At 47.2% G+C, this 20112-nt stretch carries 12 protein-coding genes; 11 read left to right on the top strand and 1 reads right to left on the bottom strand.

Annotation, left to right across the window (positions count from 1 at the left end):
* The first annotated feature begins 619 nt into the window (after positions 1 to 619).
* Entirely contained in the window at positions 620 to 4123 is a 3504-nt protein-coding gene (locus tag AC0QUU_RS07385) for a leucine-rich repeat protein (protein WP_474545486.1), read from the top strand.
* A gap of 120 nt (positions 4124 to 4243) precedes the next feature.
* Positions 4244 to 8077 carry a leucine-rich repeat protein gene (locus AC0QUU_RS07390; RefSeq protein ID WP_474545487.1) on the top strand — a complete coding sequence of 1278 codons (3834 nt, stop codon included), beginning with the start codon at positions 4244 to 4246 and terminating at the stop codon, positions 8075 to 8077.
* 125 nt (positions 8078 to 8202) lie between these two features.
* On the opposite strand, the gene AC0QUU_RS07395 is transcribed toward AC0QUU_RS07390, so the two are convergent.
* Positions 8203 to 10695 carry an excinuclease ABC subunit UvrA gene (locus AC0QUU_RS07395; protein ID WP_474541765.1) on the bottom strand — a complete coding sequence of 831 codons (2493 nt, stop codon included), beginning with the start codon at positions 10693 to 10695 and terminating at the stop codon, positions 8203 to 8205.
* Between the two features lie 340 nt (positions 10696 to 11035).
* On the opposite strand from AC0QUU_RS07395, the gene AC0QUU_RS07400 reads away from it, so the two are divergent.
* From AC0QUU_RS07400 to AC0QUU_RS07440, 9 genes are all read left to right on the top strand, one after another.
* Positions 11036 to 11461, top strand: a complete 426-nt coding sequence (locus AC0QUU_RS07400; protein ID WP_474541766.1) for a MarR family winged helix-turn-helix transcriptional regulator — start codon at positions 11036 to 11038, stop codon at positions 11459 to 11461.
* 4 nt (positions 11462 to 11465) lie between these two features.
* Positions 11466 to 12812 carry an MATE family efflux transporter gene (locus AC0QUU_RS07405; RefSeq protein ID WP_474541767.1) on the top strand — a complete coding sequence of 449 codons (1347 nt, stop codon included), beginning with the start codon at positions 11466 to 11468 and terminating at the stop codon, positions 12810 to 12812.
* Positions 12813 to 12943: 131 nt separating this feature from the next.
* Complete coding sequence (locus AC0QUU_RS07410; RefSeq protein WP_474541768.1) at positions 12944 to 13348, top strand: DUF3842 family protein; 405 nt, start codon at positions 12944 to 12946, stop codon at positions 13346 to 13348.
* 218 nt (positions 13349 to 13566) lie between these two features.
* A complete protein-coding gene (gene larE, locus AC0QUU_RS07415) occupies positions 13567 to 14433 on the top strand; it encodes an ATP-dependent sacrificial sulfur transferase LarE (RefSeq protein ID WP_474541770.1) in 867 nt (288 codons plus the stop codon).
* A 46-nt stretch (positions 14434 to 14479) separates the two neighbouring features.
* Entirely contained in the window at positions 14480 to 15244 is a 765-nt protein-coding gene (larB, locus tag AC0QUU_RS07420) for a nickel pincer cofactor biosynthesis protein LarB (RefSeq protein ID WP_474541772.1), read from the top strand.
* Positions 15245 to 16588 (top strand): nickel pincer cofactor biosynthesis protein LarC, encoded by a 1344-nt coding sequence (larC, locus tag AC0QUU_RS07425; RefSeq protein ID WP_474541773.1) that lies wholly within the window; start codon positions 15245 to 15247, stop codon positions 16586 to 16588.
* Positions 16589 to 16685: 97 nt separating this feature from the next.
* Positions 16686 to 18269 (top strand): ABC transporter substrate-binding protein, encoded by a 1584-nt coding sequence (locus tag AC0QUU_RS07430; protein WP_474545537.1) that lies wholly within the window; start codon positions 16686 to 16688, stop codon positions 18267 to 18269.
* Between the two features lie 24 nt (positions 18270 to 18293).
* Positions 18294 to 19286 (top strand): ABC transporter permease, encoded by a 993-nt coding sequence (locus AC0QUU_RS07435; protein WP_474541774.1) that lies wholly within the window; start codon positions 18294 to 18296, stop codon positions 19284 to 19286.
* Positions 19283 to 20107 carry an ABC transporter permease gene (locus AC0QUU_RS07440; RefSeq protein WP_474541776.1) on the top strand — a complete coding sequence of 275 codons (825 nt, stop codon included), beginning with the start codon at positions 19283 to 19285 and terminating at the stop codon, positions 20105 to 20107. The genes AC0QUU_RS07435 and AC0QUU_RS07440 overlap by 4 nt, the downstream gene beginning before the upstream one ends.
* Positions 20108 to 20112: the final 5 nt, after the last annotated feature.

Consider the following 20112-nt stretch of genomic DNA (forward strand, 5'->3'; position numbering starts at 1 on the left):
GCAGCAGTCTGTTCCTGAAAATCAGGAGAAGAAATTGCCTGTAGGAGAAGCAGAAAATGACCTGACTGATGGAGCGTTTGTTCCGATTGAAGAGGGACAGGGGAATGGACAGAACAATGAAGAGCGAGATGAAAATATATCCCAAAGGACTCCGTCAGAGAACCTTCAGGGAAAAGAACAGAAAAAGGCTGTAGTTCAAAAAGCAGCTGCAAATAGTCTGTCAGATGAGGAACCGGAGGAAGTTACTCTTGGAGGGGGTGATGAGCCGGTTAGAATGACTACGGAAATTGCAGAGTCAGAAGCAGCTGTAAGATATCTGTTTCGGCCACAGGAAAGCGGGGCATATTATATTGATCTTTTGGGAGCAGGAAATTTTTCTGTTTATGAAATGACTGAAGATGGTTATGAGCAATGGATTGCCAGTGATACCCGCTATGAATCTGAATACGGAAGCGCTGTGTTTGAGCTTGAAGCCGGGACAACATATTATATTGATATAAATTATGATTATTACGGAACAGCAGGAACTGTCAACTGGAAACTGGGACGTGTGCAGGATATCACTCCGGGGGAATATGAAGCCGTTATCAGTGAACCGGGAGAAAGAGCACATTATCATTTGATTTATGGAGAATCGGATATATATTATTTTGATATTGATGAAACTACAGGAGCATATTTCAAATTAGATAATGAAGATAGGTCATCAATATTTTCATTCTCTTCTTATGAAAAAGTTAACAATAATAATGAATTGTATATTGACGTTTTCTTTTACGATGATATGAACGCTATGGGTAATGTCCGCTGGGGAGTGACCGAAGTGGATGTACCGACGGCTGTAGAAGGCCAGACAATTCATGTATCACCAGAAGAAACGAATAAAGAGGTTATTTACAAATTTGTCCCCCAGACAAGTGGAAAGTATAAAATAGTATGTGACAGCGTATCAGTATACGATGAATCCTGGTCCTGGATAGGTAATGATATGGTTGAACTTGAAGCGGAAAAAACATATTATTTTCTGCTCAGTTTTTGGAGCGGAGAATATACCTGGTCTGTAAATAAGTCAACGGAGATAGAGATACAGGAAAATGAAAAGGTATATACAGAGGCCGGCAGTTATAATTATTATAAATTTGTTCCAGCGATAAATGGATATTATACTGTATCAGGTGGCAATGCGGAAATATACAATTCGGAATGGGATAGATTATATATTTTTGAAGATACATGGCCATTATCAGCAGGTGAGACTTATTACATAGTAATGAGCAACGATAGAAATACTGAGTGGAGCGTTATCAGGCGAGAAGAGATTCTTATACAGGAAGATGAAATGATATATACGGAGGGAGGAGAAAGTGTTTATTATAAATTTATTCCGACAGAAAGTGGAAGATATTCTATTTCAAGCTATTATGCGGTACTCTATGATGCTAACTGGGATAGTCTTTCTGAAAATGAATGGCAGTTATTAGCAGGCGAGACTTACTACATACTAATAGATAGTAACCGAGACGTTGAATGGAGCATAAATCTGTCAGAAGAAATTGTTGTGCAGGAAGGAGAAATAATTAATACACAAGAGGGAAAAGGCGTTTATTATAAATTTATTCCGACAGAAAGTGGAAGATACTCCATTTCCAATAGCTACATAACACTCTATGATAGTGAATGGAATAGAATATATGACGATCTATATGAGCTTGAAGCTGGGACCTTATATCATATATTAATTAGTGCTTATAACGATATCAACTGGAGTATAAACAAACTGGAGGAAACAGAGATAACAGCAGGAACTCCATATCGGGCCTATGCAGGTCAGGGGATCTATTTTAAATTTATTCCGACTGAAAGTAGTTATTATTCAATAGATTATCGTTTGGATATGTATGACAGTGATTGGAATCGAATTTGGGATGATAATCTGATTAAGGATGAGATATATTATCTTGTTCCCGGCAGTTATTATGGGGACTTTTACTTCATAATTGAAAAGGGAGAGGAAGAATCAACTGAGACAATAGAAATTCAGGAAGATGTCATATATGTAACTGATGAAGAGTCATCAATTCAGTATACTTTCATTCCGAAAGAAACAGGGAGATATTATTTTGGGTCAGAAGAAAACGCAACTATTTATATTTCCCATGAAAACGAAACGAGCAGGAGTTATGGCTTTAATTATTGGATAACTCTTAAAGCCGGAGAAACGTATGATATTGATATTTCTATCCCATATTACGATGTAAAGACAGATATTCACTGGAGTGTAAAAAAAGCAGATCTTTCAGAGATTTCAGCGGAAGAAAAGTATACTACTGAAGCAGGTTCAGCTCAGGAATATGCATTTGTACCGGATGTAACAGGTTACTATATGCTTGAATCTGAAGATTTGGGAAGCTGCATAATTTATGATGAAAACTGGAATTCAATGGAAACAGATTCTGATAATTATGGCAATGAGATCCTGGACGGATATATCTATACGGAAGAAACTGGTTTTGGCGCATGTATTTATTTGGAAGCCGGGAAAAGCTATTATATTGACATTATTCCTGGTGAAGCCGAAGCAGTATGGGAGATTAATCCAATAAAACAAAGCGGAGATTATTGGTATCGTACACTTTCAGACGGAACCGTGGAAATTCTCAGATATTCAGGGGAAGATAGTTCTTTATATATACCGGAAACCATTGAGGGGCAAAATGTTGAAAGTATCGGTTATGGAGCATTCAGAGAAAACGTCAATCTTACAGATGTAACAATTCCGAATAAAGTTACCAGGCTGCAGTATGGAGCATTTTTAAAGTGTTCAAATCTTAAAAATGTAACAATGGAAGAAGGATCAGCTCTTCAGTCAATTGAGCCTATGGCATTTTATGAATGTACTGCACTTGAAAGCATCGATCTGCCGGACAGTATTCAAAAAATAGGAGCACGGGCATTTTATTATGACAGCAGCCTTACAGAAGTAATTCTTCCGGATAATCTTTCAATTCTTGGGGAATATGCATTCGGACGATGCAGCTCCCTGGAGACTGTTGTGCTAGGGAAAGGATTAGAAGGAATAGAAGCGGGCGTATTTACAAACTGTGAAAATCTGGCAGCTATAGAATTCCCGGAGAATATTACATATATAGGTGATTATGCTTTTGAAAGTACAGGAGTAAGTAAAGTAGAAATCCCGGATACAATCACAAGTATCGGGAACGGTGCCTTTTCCGGATGTGATTTTCTGCAGGAAGTCAATATAGGAAGCAGTGTTGCATATATAGCAGACAGGGCCTTTTCCGGGTGTGATCTGAGAAATGTTATGATCAACAGTGAAATAAGCTCCATCGGACAATATGCCTTTTCCGGCAACTCCAATCTGGAGTCCATTGATATACCGAACAGCGTTACTGAAATTGAATATCGGGCGTTTCAGGATTGTGGCAATCTTCTTGATATTGAAATCCCGGATTCTGTAGAAACCATCGGAGGGTATGCGTTTGGCACAGAAAAGAATAATGGAGAAAATACTGCATGGTATGACAACCAGAATGACGGAGTTGTGTATGCAGGAAAAGTACTTTACAAGTATAAAGGCGAGATACCGGGGAAATCGGTAATTTCTGTAGAAGACGGAACGAAAGGAATTGCGGTATCTGCATTTGAATTCCAGGAGGGACTTACAGAAATTCAGTTCCCTGATACTTTGACAAATATTGGTGATTATGCAGTCTACGGATGTGAATCTATGACAGAAATCCATATCCCGCAGAGTGTTACAGAGATTGGTGAATATGCTCTGGGATATCTGGATGCCAGATCAAATCTAAAAGTAACTGGCTTTACAATTTATGGTTATGCCGGTTCCGCAGCCAAAACTTACGCTGAGGAAAATGGATTTACCTTTGTCGAGGTCGAACCGGAATACACTCTGGGCGATGTAGATGCAAGCGGATCTGTAGACATAGCGGATCTCCGCATGGTACTCCGTTCCGTGTGTGGTAAAGCAACATTGAAGGCAGATCAGAAACTGGCGGCAGATGTGGAAAAGGATGATGTGGTGAATATCCAGGATCTTAGAAAATTGCTGAGATTTGTCTGCAGGAAGATAGATAAATTATAGGAAATTGTAAGCGGAAGCCTGATACGTGCTGTTCAGGCTTCCCTGATAAAGTTACCACGTGTAATAAACCAACAGATAATAAGGTTGGAATAATATCAAGACTTCAAAGGAGGAAAAAGCATGATGACGAAATTTGAAAAACGTGTAACAGCATTCCTGTTAGCGGGACTATTGTGTATTCCCGTGACAACAGTTCCATCTGTTTCGGTAAATGCAGAGGAACGTGACAGTATGGTGCAGCAGGAAGAAGATTCTGAACTTGTTGTGCAGAACGAAGAGACTGAAGTGCAGCAGGAGGGTACAGAAGATCAGGATACGGTCGATACAGATGCAGAAGACGGACAGGAAGTGCCTTCCAATGAAGATGCAGGGAACGATCTGTCCGACGGGACGTTAATCCCGATCGAGGACGAACAGGATGAAGATCAGAAGGTAAATAAAAATGAAGAAAAACAGACAGAGGATTTGCAGGAAAAGAATGTGGCTGTTGCACAACAGTCGGAGCTAAATGATTTGTCAAATGAAGAAATGGAGGAAGTCGCTCTCGGAGAAAATGGTGAGCCCGTGAGAATGGTTACTGAAATTCCGGAATCGGAAGAGAGTGTCAGATATCTGTTTCGGCCAGAAGAAAGTGGAGCGTATTATATAGATCTTTTGGGGACGGGATGGTTTTCTGTTTATAAAGAGACTGAAAGCGGTTATGAAGAGTATATTGATGGTGGTTCCGATTCTTGGGAGGCATATGGAAGTGCTGTAGTTGAATTCGAAGCAGATAACATATATTATATAGATCTTGGGTATGATTACTATGGAAATGCAGGAACTGTTAATTGGAAATTGGGACGGCCACAAGAAATTACTCAGGGATCATACGAAACAGTTATTAGTGAACCAGGAGAAAGAGTTCATTACCAGCTAACTTATGAAGAAACAAATACTTATTATATAGGGCTATATCAAGAAGCAGATCCGTGTATTTATATACAGAATGGCGGTTCAGGTTCAACCTTTTTTTCTAGTGGGTATGAAGTATTAGATGAAAAATATAAGTGTTACATTGATGTATATTATTATTCTAATTATTATATGACAGGAACAATTAAGTGGGAAGTTAAGGAGGCAAATCCAGAGTCTGTATTAGAAGGCGAAACAGTTCATCTTCAGGAAAGAAATGCAATTTATAAATTTATTCCTCAAACAGACGGAATCTACCGTGTTTCGTATGATAGAGTAAGTGTATATGATTCTCTGGGAAAATCACAGGGAGGAAATCTTGTTAATTTAACTGCAAATAAACCTTATTTTATAATAATTGATTTGATTAATGAGGAAGAAATTGATTGGAATATAAAGAATTTGCAGGAAATTATAATCGAGGAAAATGAAGGGATTTATACGAATCCTAATGATACAGTTTATTATAAATTTGTACCGGAAGTTGATGGTATATATACCGTTACTGGTGTAAATGCGATTATTTGCGATGATATAGCTGGTACGGGTATGTATGAAGAAAACCGTGCTGAATTAATAGCAGGTCAAGTATATTATATATTGCCAGAAACGGATCAAACCGTCAATTGGAGCATAAAACGTTCAAATGAAATTTCAATACGAGTAGGGGAAGAAATACATACAAGCAGTGGAAATGTTGACTATTATGAATTTACATCTACAGAAAAAGGTAGATATTATATATCAGGGTTAGATGATGAATTATATAGCATTTATGCACTTGGTATGGATGATTCTTGGTCATATGTTTTTAGCGAAACATTCGCAGATCGAACGTGTTATGAACTGATAGAAGACATACCACATTATATTGTTATTAATAATACGGAAGATGTTAGCTGGAAATTAAACTTTATAAAAGAAATAGAATTGCAATTAGGTGATAATATTTACACAAAGGCAGAAGAAAGTGTGTATTATAAGTTTATTCCGGAAGAAAATGGAGTATATTCGGCTATTGATTCAGATGGAAATATTATATATGATTTTAATAAAGTCCTGACAGCAGGTGAGACATACTATATAATACTTAATAATGCAGAAGATGCTAGTTGGAGTCTTGAGCCAACAGAAAAAATCAAGCTAGAAATTGATCGGAATTACTGTGCATTGGTAGGTCAGAGTAATTATTATGAGTTTACTCCGCAAGTTTCAGGTTATTATTTGTTAAAATCGGGATCTGAAGGAAGGTGTAAAATATATGACAGTAATTGGCAAGAGATAGATACAACAACGGAAGGCGCTAAGATTATTTATGATTTTAACAATAATGAAGAATTCGGAGCTAACATTTATATGGAGGCCGGACAAACTTATTATATAGATATCCATCCGGAAGCAGACGAGGCAGAATGGTGTCTTCGCCAGGCAGAAAAGAGTGATGAGTACTATTATTTGCCACAGTCAGATGGAACAGTACAAATTATTCGATATATTGGAGAGTCAACAGTAGTTGATGTACCGGAAGTAATTGATGGGAAAGTAGTTGGCAGTATTGGATATGGGGCATTCAGCGAAAATTATGAGATCAGCAGCGTAATAATACCGCGTCAACTTACAGAACTGCAACAGGGCTCTTTTAAGTCATGTACAAATTTGCAAAATGTTACATTACCAGAAGAAAGTAAGCTTCAGGTAATTGGAAATGAGGTATTCAGAAGCTGCTGGAGTCTGGAAAATATCAATCTTCCAGACACTATCGAAAGAATAGGAGACCGAGCATTTTCCGGCTGTTCTAATCTCAGTAGCATTGATTTGGGCTCGACATTAATGGAAATTGGTTCAAATACCTTTAGCGGGTGTGGATTGATTGCTGTAGATATACCTGACAGTGTTAAAGATCTTGGTTATGCTGCATTTAACAATTGCAATTCTTTGCAGGAGGTTAAATTAGGCAATGGAGTCGAAGGTATACCATATGGTACATTCTTATCTTGTGATCAGTTGACTGCTATTGATTTACCGGAGAATATTGCATATATAGGAAGGTTTGCGTTTGCTGAAACAGGACTGCAAAAAATAGTTATTCCTGATAAGGTTACAGATATCGAAGAAGCCGCATTTAGACATTGCAGATCCTTACAGGAAGTAAAATTTGGAAAGAGTGTAACAACTGTAGGTAATGAGGCTTTCATGTGGTGCGATTTGAAGGAAATTACATTTAACGATAAACTGGAAACCATTAAACGTGCGGCTTTTGTAGACAATAAGAATCTTGAGTCCGTTGCAATACCGAACACTGTAACAAAAATTGAGTATTGGGCATTCGAGTATTGCGAAAATCTTCGCAATATCGACATTCCAGATTCAGTAGAGGCCATAGAGCATGAGGCATTTGATAATACAGCCTGGTACGACAGCCAGGAAGACGGCGTTGTATATGCAGGCAAAGTATTGTATAAATACAAAGGTGAGGCACCGGAAGGAACAGCTATTACAGTAGAAAATGGCACCAAGGGAATTGCCGAAAATGCGTTTGCATTTCAATATGGAATTAAAGAGATTAATCTGCCGAATACAGTGACCAATATTGGCGAATTTGCATTTTATAGATGTGATCTGATGACAGACATATATATTCCAGGAAGTGTAACAGAAATAGGCGAATATGCTCTCGGATATTTTAATAATTTAGAAGGAACAAAAGTTCCCGATTTTACCATTTATGGAGTCGCCGGTTCTGCAGCGCAAACTTACGCTGAGGAAAATGGATTTACCTTTGTCGAAGTCGAACCGGAATACACTCTGGGCGACGTAGACGCAAGCGGATCTGTAGACATAGCAGATCTTCGTATGGTACTTCGCTCCGTGTGTGGAAAGGCAACATTAACGGCAGACCAGAAACTGGCAGCGGATGTGGAAAAGGATGATGTGGTGAATATCCAGGATCTTAGAAAAATTTTGAGATTCGTATGCCGGAAAATTGATTCTTTAGCATAGAATTTATTAGATAACATTGTTTAACTAAATAATCAGGATGGCGGTATTGAAAGATATTGCCATCCTGATTATTTTAAATTCAAATCTTATATTTAAAATAATTTTTCAGTTCAGATTCTTATAGTCTATATGTATTTCCCCGTAACACTCTCCGCTGTTTCCCGTATTTCCTCCGGCGTTCCCACTGCCACGATCTGGCCGCCGTCGTCGCCGCCGCCCGGGCCCATGTCAATGATATAATCTGCGTTTCGTATGACGTCCAGGTCGTGCTCGATTACAATGACGGTGGCTCCGTGATCGATCAGTGTCTGAAATACGCCAAGCAGTGTACGGACGTCCAGGGGATGAAGTCCGATGGTAGGCTCATCGAAGACGAAGACGGAATCGGACTGGGTTTTCCCCATCTCGCTGGCAAGCTTCAGGCGCTGGGACTCACCGCCGGACAGACTGGGAGTTTCTTCGCCCAGGGTCAGGTATCCAAGGCCCAGATCTTCAAGCACCTGCAGCCGCTGCCGCACCAGTTTCAGATCTTTGCAGGCCTGAAGGGCCCGGCTTACGTTCATGTCCATCAGTTCCGGCAGGGAATAGCTTTCTCCTTTTTTATTGGTGTATTTTATTTTTTCTGCGTCTTTCGCGTATCTTGAGCCGCGGCATTCCGGACAGGGAATATCCACGTCGGGGAGAAACTGGACGTCCAGGCTGATTTCCCCGGTTCCGTCGCAGACCGGACAGCGCAGCTTTCCGGTGTTGTAGGAGAAGTCCCCGGCTTTGTATTTCAATTCCTTTGCGTCCGCTGTCCGGGCGAAGGTTTTCCTCAGTTCGTCATGCACATTTGCGTAGGTAGAAACGGTGGAGCGGACATTGATTCCGATGGGGGTTGCGTCGATGAGTTTTACATGTTCAATGCCCTCTGCTTCTATGGAGCGAACGTGTTCCGGAAGCTTTTTCCCACGGACCAGTGATTCCAGGGCGGGAATAAGGCTTTCCAGAATCAGCGTTGTCTTGCCGGAGCCGGATACTCCGGTTACTACGGTCAGTTTTCCTTTCGGGATCTCCACATCCAGAGGCTTTACCGTATGGATCTCTGCTGTGGAGAGCCGGATTTTTCCGTCGCTGAACATCCCGGATAAAGCGGCCTGTTCTCTCAGACGGGTTTCGGCGGCGCCGGAGAGGAAGGGCCCGATTATGGAATGAGGATTTCCGGACAGAGCGGCAGGTGTTCCCTCCGCGATGACAAGACCGCCGTCCGCGCCGGCCCCCGGGCCCATTTCGATGATCCAGTCTGAGACAGAGAGAACCTGCGTGTCATGATCCACCAATACGACAGAGTTCCCGTCGGCGATCAGATCTTCCATGACTCCGGTCAGACCGACAATGTTGGACGGGTGAAGCCCGATAGAGGGCTCGTCCAGCACATAGAGGACGCCGGTGGTGCGGTTACGCACAGCCCGGGCCAGCTGCATTCGCTGCCGTTCTCCGGTGGAAAGGGTGGAAGAGGCACGGTCAAGTGTCAGGTATCCCAGCCCCAGGTCCAGAAGTCTTTTGGCGCTGGTCTGAAAAGACTCACAGATACTTTCCGCCATGGGACGCATTTCTTCCGGAAGAGAAGAGGGCACGTCCGCGACCCATTTCACAAGATCAGAGAGTGTCATGCGGCAGGCGGCGTCAAGAGAAATTCCCTGCAGCCTGGGGGCTCTGGCGGCTTCAGACAGACGGCTTCCCCGGCAGTCCGGGCAGGTATCTTCTTTCAGGAATTTTTCCACCCGTTTCATGCCTTTCTCGTCTTTTACTTTTGAGAGAGCATTTTCTACAGTATATACTGCGTTGTAATATGTGAAATCAAGTTCGCCGGCCTGATTGGTCTTTTTGGAGTGATAGAGGATGTGTTTCTTCTCAGCCGGACCGTTGTAGACAATGTCTTTTTCCTTCTCTGTCAGTTCACGGAAGGGGATGTCCGTGCGCACGCCCATTTCCCGGCACACGTCCGTCATCAGCGACCACATGAGCGAATTCCAGGGGGCAACGGCCCCTTCGTCAATGGAAAGGGATTCGTCAGGCACCAGTGTGGTCCGGTCAACCGCACGGACAATTCCGGTTCCGTCGCAGGTGCGGCAGGCACCCTGACTGTTAAAGGCCAGCTCTTCGGCCGAGGGAGCGAAGAAATGTTTCCCGCATTCCGGACAGACCAGTTCCTGACCTGCTGCTACAGCCAGAGTGGGCTCCAGATAATGTCCGTCCGGACATCTGTGGCTGGCAAGCCGGGAGAACATGAGCCGGAGACTGTTCAGAAGTTCGGTTCCGGTGCCGAAGGTGCTGCGGATGCCGGGCACACCGGGGCGCTGGTGAAGGGCCAGGGCGGCAGGCACATACAGTACCTGGTCAACCTGTGCTTTTGCTGCCTGTGTCATGCGCCGCCTTGTGTAGGTGGAAAGCGCGTCCAGATAACGGCGGGAGCCCTCGGCGTACAAAACGCCCAGGGCCAGAGAAGATTTGCCGGAGCCTGACACTCCGGCGATGCCGACGATCCGGTTCAGCGGAACGTCTACGTCTATATTTTTCAGATTGTGTACTTTTGCGCCGCGGATTTTAATGCGGTCAATTTTATTTCTGCTGTTCATACAGTAGCCTTTCCTTTTCCTTTCCTGACTGTACGTTCCCGTACGCCGGTTCACTGACAATCAGCGGGGATAAATATGGATAAAACAGTTATGGTACGCTGTTTTACAGACGGAAACAGTTATTATGTAATTACTATAGATTTCGGATAAAAGTATGTCAAGCAGCGAGGCGCATTTAGAAACAGACTATGCCGGGAATCAGACTTGACAAACAGATGGAACTGCACTAATATACTTAGGAACCGAAATATATTGCGGATGTGTTTCATTCCCGGGCAGGGAAAAGAGAGCATCTGTATGGAATAACAAACTTGCATGATTACTGGAGAAGGGAGACAGAATGGAAGCGGGAAAAATGATCAACCGGATATCCAACCGTCTGCGGAGGCGTTCCGGAAAAGCCCAGGAGACCATCGGAATTACCGGCGCAAAAGGAAACATTTTGAACTATATTCTTCTTGAAAGTGAGAAACACAATGTATACCAGAAGGATATCGAGAAGGAGTTCGGCCTGCGCCCCTCCACAGCTACAGAGGTGCTGAAGAATCTGGAGGAGGAAGAACTGATCGTAAGGATTCAGGACGAAGAGGACGGACGGTATAAAAAGATTGTCTTTACAGACAAGGCGGAGATGATCCGCGGCGCTCTGCGCGGAGAAATCGAGAAGACGGAAGAGCTGCTTCTTAAGGGAATTACCCCGGAGGAACAGGAGATCTTCATGAAAATTACGGCAAAGATGCTTGAAAATCTGCAGCAGGAGGAATAAGAAAATGGATGAACACGAACTGATGGGGAAAATGAAAATATCGAAGGCTGTGGCGAAAATGGCAATCCCCAGTGTAATCAGCAGCCTTGTTACCGTCGTATACAATATGGCGGATACATTTTTTGTAGGGCAGACCGGCGATTCTCTGCAGGTGGCGGCGGTCAGTCTGACCAATCCGATTTTCATACTGATGATGGCGTTTGCCAATATGCTTGGTATGGGAGGCAGCGCGGTGCTGTCTGTGGCTCTGGGAGAGAAGAATGAGCTGCGGGCAAAGAAAACTTCTTCTTTTGTAACGTATGCGTCTCTTATTATCGGAATTGTTTTCGCGGCGGTTCTGATTATTTTTATGAACCCCATACTGACATTATTCGGCGCAAATGAACAGACCTGTGAATTTGCAAGGGGATATACGTTCCATATTTCCTACGGCGCGCCCTTTATTATCTGGTCTGCTGCCGCAAGTTTTATTGTCCGGGCAGAAGGCGCCAGCAGGGAAGCAATGATCGGAAGCATGATCGGAACCATCGCGAATATCGTGCTGGATCCCATTTTTATTTCCGTGCTGGATCAGGGAACGGCAGGCGCTGCCATTGCGACTACCATCGGCAATGTTCTGGCAAGTGCGTATTATCTGTGGTATTTCCTGAAAAAGAGCAGAGTGCTTTCCATACACTGGAAGCATTTTACAGTAAAGGAAGGCATTCTGAAACGGACCTGCTCTTCGGGGCTGCCTACGGCTATCTTTTCCGCGCTTATGAGTGTGTCCACGATTGTGCTCAACCAGCTTCTGGTCGTATATGGAAACGATCCGGTGGCGGCCATCGGCATCGTATTTAAGGCAAATATGTTTATTACTTTCCTGCAGATGGGACTGGCAAACGGGGTTCAGCCCCTTCTGGGATATAATTACGGTTCCGGAGATATGGCGCGGTTCCAGGGCGTGGAGCGGTATACGAAAAAATGCTGTCTTGTGGCGGGAGTCATAGCGACGGTTCTGTATTTTGTCCTCCGGGAACCGATTATCCGGCTCTTTATCAGTGATGAAGGCGTGGTTTCCTACGGCGTGGAAATGCTGGTAGCTTATATGCTGTCCGGTCCGGTAATCGGTATTCTGTTTGTGAATATGAACTGTATGCAGTCTGTGGGACATGCGTTTCCGGCAACTGTTTTATCTGTACTGAGACAGGGTATCCTTCTGATCCCTCTTCTGTACCTTCTGCGCGCTCTGTTCGGGCTGAACGGAGTGATTCTGGGACAGTCGGTGACGGATTATATCGCAGTTGTTCTCTCGATTTTCCTGTGGCGGAAGATACGGAGATCTCTGCCGTCAGGCGCAGGTGCAGAATAACAGGGAAAAGCGGTACGGCATCTGTACTCAGACCTGAATCGAATATTGACAAATCAAAAAGTTTTTTGTACTCTATATAAGTATTATTTTCCAGCAAAACAGTGGGCTGGCACGGGACGGGAGGGGATTGTTTGAAGATCCTTATAATTGACGGACAGGGCGGAGGCCTTGGGCGTCAGCTTGTAACAGCTGTCAAGGAACAGTATCCGGAAATTGAGGTGCTGGCTGTGGGAACCAACAGCGCGGCCACAAACGCAATGCTCCGGGCCGGAGCGGACCGGGCGGCTACTGGAGAAAATTCCGTTGTTGTCGCATCCGGACAGGCCGATGTGATTATGGGGCCGCTGGGAATGGTCATAGCGGACTCCATGCTGGGAGAGATTACACCGCGTATGGCGCTTGCTGTAGGCCGGAGCCGGGCAAAGCGGATTCTGGTACCGGTCAGTCAGTGTGATAATATCGTGGTTGGAACCCAGGATGTATCTATGGCGCAGAATGTTCAGAACGCAGTGGCCGTTCTTCAGACTCTTATATGATAGAAAAATTCCGGCAGGAAGCCGGACAGACCGGCAGAAGCCGCGGAATATAAGAGACGTTGTACTACCGGAAACGGCAGATTCTGTATAAGTGAAACAGCCGGAAAATCCGGAAGTGTCCGGATGGAAATATATGGATATAAAAAGATACCAGGAAGGTATCTGCTTTCAGCGGAAGGCAGGTATCTTCTTTTTTTGCGGCAGGAATACTGTACGCCGTGAAAAAGAAGGCAGATCAGGAAATATTTATCGGGCTGTACGCAAAAAGGCAGCCGAAAGCAAAAAATACAGAAAAAGATATCCGAAAAGGATATCAGGGAGAGAAGAATATGACTTTAGAGCAATTTTTTCAGCAGACGCCCTCAGCCGCGGTTGCATTTTCCGGGGGAACGGATTCGGCATTTCTGCTCTGGGCGGCAAAGAACAGCGGATGTAATGTCTGTGCCTACTATATTAAAACTGTTTTTCAGCCTGCGTTTGAACTGGAGGACGCCAGACGGCTGGCAGAGGAACTTTCTGTGCCCATGAAGGTGCTAGAAGCAGACATTCTGTCCTGCCCTGAGGCTGCCGCCAATGGACCGGAACGCTGCTATTACTGCAAGCGGACTCTGTTTACCCTGCTGCGCCGGGCAGCAGAAAAAGACGGACATACCATTCTTCTGGATGGAACCAATGCTTCGGATCAGGCAGAGGACCGGCCGGGGATGAAAGCTCTGCGTGAGCTGGAAGTCCGCTCGCCCCTGCGGGAGTGCGGGATTACGAAAGAAGAAGTGCGGCGCCTGTCAGAAGAGGCGGGGCTGTTCACCTGGGATAAACCGGCCTATGCCTGTCTTGCGACCAGAGTACCCACAGGCACGGCAATTACACAGGAAGATCTGAAGCGGGTGGAACAGGCGGAAAGCCGGCTTTCTGAGATGGGATTTCAGGATTTCCGGGTAAGGCTTCTGGGAGACGGGGCACGCATTCAGATAACGGCAGAGCAGATGCAGAAGGCTCTGGAGAGACGGGAAGAGATTACAGCAGCACTGAAACCGCTGTTTTCCGCGGTTATGCTGGATCTTGAGGCACGCAGCGCCTCCCGGTAAAGTATATGGATTATTACGAAAAAAGCAAATTCAGGGAGGAAAAGATATGGATAACAAACATGATATTCTTCAGCTTCTTCGAAAGGTTGCAGACGGGAGCGCGTCTCCGGAAGAAGCGCTGCTGAAGCTGAAAGAAGAGCCTTTTGAAGATCTGGATTACGCGAAGATCGATTATCACCGCAGCATCCGTCAGGGAGCGGCGGAAGTGATCTACGGCGGAGGAAAGACAGCGGAGCAGATCAGAGGCATTGTTTCAGCCATGGGAAAAAGAGGATGCCACAATATCCTGATTACCAGGATCAGCCAGGAGACGGCAGATCTGCTTACAGGCGAAATTCCCCTCGAATATTATCCTGTTCCCCGGCTTGCCATTGCATTTCCCCAGGCGCACAGTCAGAGAGGAAATATTGTGGTGGCCACCGGAGGAACAAGTGATATGGCCGCGGCGGAGGAAGCGGCGCTTACGGCGGAAGTCCTGGGAAACAAGGTTACAAGACTGTACGATGTAGGGGTGGCAGGGCTGCACCGGCTGCTGTCCAATCTGGATGTACTGATGAGCGCCAGATGCGTGATCGCAGTGGCCGGGATGGAAGGCGCCCTGGCTTCCGTGATCGGCGGCCTTGTGGACTGCCCGGTGATTGCCGTGCCCACCAGTGTGGGATACGGCGCCAGCTTCGGAGGGCTTTCCGCTCTTCTGTCCATGCTCAATTCCTGTGCTTCCGGATGCAGCGTGGTAAATATTGATAACGGATTCGGCGCGGGATATCAGGCAAGTATGATTAATCAGATGGAAGGACTGGAGGAAGAGTAAATGAGAACTTTATATATTGAGTGCAATATGGGGGCGGCAGGAGACATGCTGATGGCCGCTCTGTATGAACTGCTGGATGATAAAGAAGGATTCCTGAATGTAATGAATCATCTGGGGCTGCCCGGTGTGCGGCTGGAAGCGCAGCCCGGATCTTCCTGCGGAATTGCGGGAACCCATATGCAAGTAACCGTACACGGAGAAGAAGAGAAAGAGCCGGCGGCCGCCGGATGCGGGCAGGAGCATAATCACGGAAACAGCGTTCACACGGAGCAGCATCACGGGCACTGCCATGAACAGGATCACGGACATGACCATGGGGATCACCACGGGGAGAATCACAAACATGACGCCGGAACACAGGCCCCGCACGGCTACCATCATCATGCGTCTCCGGGGCACATTGCCCGGCTCATCGACGGACTGGAACTCCCGGAGGAAGTAAAACGTCATGCCCGAGCCGTATATGATGCCATTGCCGAAGCGGAAGCAAAGGCCCACGGCTGTCCGGTGGGAGACGTTCATTTCCATGAAGTGGGGGCTCTGGACGCAGTGGCCGATGTAACCGGAGTATGCTATGCCATGTATCTGCTTCAGCCGGAACGGGTCGTAGTATCACCGGTTCATGTGGGAAGCGGCACTGTGCGGTGCGCCCATGGCGTTATGCCGGTTCCGGCCCCGGCCACAGCAGCGCTTCTGACCGGCGTTCCCGTCTATGGCGGAAATATTCAGGGAGAGCTGTGCACTCCGACGGGGGCTGCGCTGCTGGTACACTTTGCGGACTCTTTCGGCCCCATGCCGGCCATGATATCCCATAGTGTGGGGATTGGAACCGGTACGAAAACCTTTGAACAGGCAAACTGCGTCCGCTGTTTTCTGGGGAATATACAGGCGGAAAAAAACGGAGAGATCACAGAGCTGGTGTGCAATATCGATGATATGACGCCGGAAGCGCTGTCCTTTGCCTGCTCCCGTCTGCTGGAACTGGGGGCTCTGGATGTATACACAGTTCCCGGTACGATGAAGAAAGGACGCCCGGGACACGTACTGACCGTTCTGTGTCCGCCGGATCAGGAGGAAGTATTTGCCCGTCATATTCTGGCTCAGACGACGACCAACGGGCTGCGCTCGCGGCGGTGCGCAAAATATTTTCTTACGCCCGGTACAGAGCGGGTACAGACCCCCTGGGGCGAGGTGAGAATCAAAAAGGCGGAAGGCTTTGGCGTCATCCACCGGAAACCGGAATATGAAGATGTGGCAGAGCTGGCACGGAAACATCAGACGTCCTGTCAGAAGATGACAGAGATGATTCTGTCCGCACTGGAAAAAGAAGAACCCATATCCTGATCCGGCAGATTGCTGTACGGAAGGATATTTATGTAAAACGCAGCAAGGAGGACTACACAATATGAAAAGAATACTTTCCGTTATTCTGTCTGCAGTTATGGCCGTTCTGCTGATTTCAGGATGTCAGAATGACGCGGGGCGCGCATCTCAGAGTAACCGTGCGGGACAGCAGATAGAAGCAGGCGGCTCGGTTGTCGTTGTTATGGATCCTTCCTCCGAGCCGGAAGCAGGGTTTGATCCGGCCTACGGCTGGGGCGCAGGGGAACATGTTCATGAGCCGCTGATCCAGAGTACGCTTACAGTTACAAATACAGATCTGACCATCGGGTATGATCTGGCCACTGCATACAGCGCCAGTGAAGACGGCCTGACCTGGACGGTGGAGATCCGGGACGATGTGAAGTTTACGGACGGAGAGCCGCTGACAGCGGAGGATGTGGCGTTCACCTATAATACGGTGAAAGAGTCCAGCTCTGTCAATGATTTTACCATGCTGGATTACGCGGAAGCTGCCAGTGATACAACCGTGCTCTTCCATATGACCCGTCCTTTTTCCATCTGGCCCTATACCATGGCGATTGTGGGGATTGTTCCGGAACACGCGTATAACAGCGCGGATTACGGGTCAAATCCCATTGGCTCGGGACGGTATATTCTGAAACAGTGGGACAGAGGGCAGCAGGTGATTCTGGAAGCCAATCCGGACTATTACGGCGAGGAGCCAAAGATGAAACAGGTTACAATTCTCTTTATGGAAGAAGACGCGGCTTTTCTGGCGGCACAGGCAGGGGAAGCAGATCTCGTTTATACATCTGCCACTTATTCCGATCAGAGCATAGACGGCTACAGCCTGGCGTCCTATGCCAGCGTGGATAACCGCGGCTTTAACCTGCCGGCTGCAGAAGAGACAACGGATGAGGAAGGAAGGACAGCGGGAAATGATCTGACTTCCGATGTACGGGTACGCCGCGCCATCAATATCGGAATTGACAGGCAGGAGATGATTGATAATGTTCTGAACGGATACGGAACTCCGGCATACAGTATCTGCGACGGTCTTCCCTGGTATAATGAAGCCTCTGAAGTGGAATATGATCCGGAAGGCGCCGCGGCGCTGCTGGATGAGGCCGGCTGGATCATGAACGGCGACGGAGTCCGGGAAAAGGACGGTACGAAGGCGGAACTGAACCTGCTTTACGCAGCCGGAGATTCTGTGCGCCAGGCGCTGGCCGCTGATTTTGCCAATCAGCTTGGCGAGCTTGGAATTTCATGCACAATTGAGGGCGTGGGCTGGGATACGGCTTATGACCGGGCTTTGTCCGAACCGCTGATCTGGGGCTGGGGAGCCCATACGCCAATGGAACTGTACAATATTTATCACACGATTGAAGGAACAGATTCAGCCCGGTACTCGCCCTACTCCAATCCGGCGGTGGATGAATATATGGATCAGGCGCTTGCGTGCAGCGATCTGGAAGAGTCCTACGGACTGTGGCAGAAAGCCCAGTGGGACGGCACGACCGGCGTGACGCAGGAAGGGGACATCCCCTGGGTGTGGCTGGTGAATATCGATCATCTTTACTGGGTGAGAGACGGTCTGCAGGTGGCGGAGCAGAAGATTCATCCCCACGGGCACGGATGGTCTGTTGTGAATAATGTAGATCAGTGGAGCTGGTCATAAAAATCAGGAAAGGAATGATATGCGTTGAAACACCGTCTTGCATTTGCGGCAAAAAAACTGCTTCGGATGGGGCTGCTGCTTCTGGGCGTGAGCCTTGTTACATTTCTGCTGATGTGCGCGTCGCCGCTGGATCCCCTGCAGACAAATGTGGGGCAGACGGCTCTTGGCTCCATGAGTCCGGAACAGGTGGAAAAACTGGAAGCATACTGGGGCGCGGATACTCCTGCGGCGGAACGGTATCTGGGATGGCTGGGAGATGTCCTGCACGGTGATTTCGGGACATCCCTTCTCTACCGTCAGCCTGTGATCGAAGTGATCGGGGAGAGACTGGCCGGTTCTGTCTGGCTTATGCTTTCTGCCTGGGTGATTTCCGGAGTCCTGGGAGTAACGCTGGGAGTGATTTCCGGAGCCTTCCGGGGAAGATGGGCGGACAGGCTGATCCGGGGGTATTGTCTGCTGATCTCGGGAACCCCGGCTTTCTGGCTGGCAATCCTGCTTCTCCTGGTCTTTTCCGTCTGGCTGGGATGGCTGCCTGTGGGGCTGGCCGTTCCTGTGGGAATGACGGCAGATGCGGTGACCTTCCTCGACAGAGTGCGCCATGCTATTCTGCCGGTTCTGACGCTTAGTATTACCGGAGTCGCCAATATTGCTTTACATACCAGAGAGAAGATGGTGGATGTTCTGGAATCTGACTATGTACTTTTCGCACGTGCCCGGGGAGAATCCGGCCTGTCCATCGTTATGCGTCACGGGCTCAGAAATGTAGTCCTTCCTGCCATTACCCTTCAGTTTGCGTCTGTCAGTGAGATTATCGGAGGGTCTGTACTGGTAGAGCAGGTGTTCTCATATCCCGGTCTGGGGCAGGCGGCTGTTACAGCGGGCCTGGGAAGCGATCTGCCGCTCCTGCTTGGAATTACAGTAATTACATCTGCCATTGTGTTCGGAGGAAATCTTATCGCGGATTTGCTCTACGGCGCAGTGGATCCCAGAATACGGAAGGGGGCGGCAAAAAGATGAGAGAGAAAAACAGGAGAAAATCTTCCGCCCTGTTTCTGACAGCAGCTGTACTGATTCTGGCAGCGGTGACTGTGGCCGGAATTCTGCTGGAAGGGGAGGCGGTAGAAACAGATTTTACCAGAAAAAATCTTCCTCCATCTGCATCCTGGCTGTTCGGCACGGACTGGATGGGGCGGGACATGCTGGCCAGAACCCTTGCGGGCCTGTCGCTGAGTATCCGGATTGGAGTGCTGACCGCAGGAGTAAGCGCCGCGGCGGCTTTGATTCTCGGAACCGCCGCAGCCACGTTGGGAAAGAAAGCAGACGCGGTGATTTCCTGGTGTATTGATCTGGTTATGGGAATTCCTCATATCCTTCTGGTTATGCTGATTTCCATTGCCTGCGGGCGGGGATTTGCCGGTGTGACTGCGGGGATTGCCTTAAGCCACTGGCCCTCTCTGGCCCGTGTTATAAGAGGAGAAATCCTCCAGCTGCGCCGGGCGCCTTATATTCTGACAGCGGAAAAGCTGGGCGTCTCCAGAATGCAGATTGTACGGAAGCATATGTTCCCCCATCTTTTTCCGCAGTTTCTTGCGGGAACAATCCTGCTGTTTCCCCATGCGATTCTGCATGAGGCGAGTGTAACGTTTCTGGGGTTCGGCCTGTCGTCCGAACAGCCGGCTATAGGGGTAATTCTTTCGGAAAGTATGAGTTATCTGACAACAGGAAAATGGTGGCTTGCGCTTTTCCCGGGAGCTGCGCTCGTAATGACTGTTATTCTATTTTCCATGTCCGGGGAGTCCATCAGGCGTCTGCTTGACCCCGCCAGTGTACACGAATAGGAGGG

The organism is Mediterraneibacter sp. HA8405, from assembly GCF_056148955.1.

What these genes read in the sequence shown, in the direction of transcription:
- AC0QUU_RS07390 (WP_474545487.1), top strand. Translation starts at nt 4,244, where the DNA reads ATGATGACGAAATTTGAAAAACGTGTAACAGCATTCCTGTTAGCGGGA.
- AC0QUU_RS07395 (WP_474541765.1), bottom strand. Translation starts at nt 10,695, where the DNA reads ATGAACAGCAGAAATAAAATTGACCGCATTAAAATCCGCGGCGCAAAA.
- AC0QUU_RS07400 (WP_474541766.1), top strand. Translation starts at nt 11,036, where the DNA reads ATGGAAGCGGGAAAAATGATCAACCGGATATCCAACCGTCTGCGGAGG.
- AC0QUU_RS07405 (WP_474541767.1), top strand. Translation starts at nt 11,466, where the DNA reads ATGGATGAACACGAACTGATGGGGAAAATGAAAATATCGAAGGCTGTG.
- larB (WP_474541772.1), top strand. Translation starts at nt 14,480, where the DNA reads ATGGATAACAAACATGATATTCTTCAGCTTCTTCGAAAGGTTGCAGAC.
- larC (WP_474541773.1), top strand. Translation starts at nt 15,245, where the DNA reads ATGAGAACTTTATATATTGAGTGCAATATGGGGGCGGCAGGAGACATG.
- AC0QUU_RS07430 (WP_474545537.1), top strand. Translation starts at nt 16,686, where the DNA reads ATGGCCGTTCTGCTGATTTCAGGATGTCAGAATGACGCGGGGCGCGCA.
- AC0QUU_RS07440 (WP_474541776.1), top strand. Translation starts at nt 19,283, where the DNA reads ATGAGAGAGAAAAACAGGAGAAAATCTTCCGCCCTGTTTCTGACAGCA.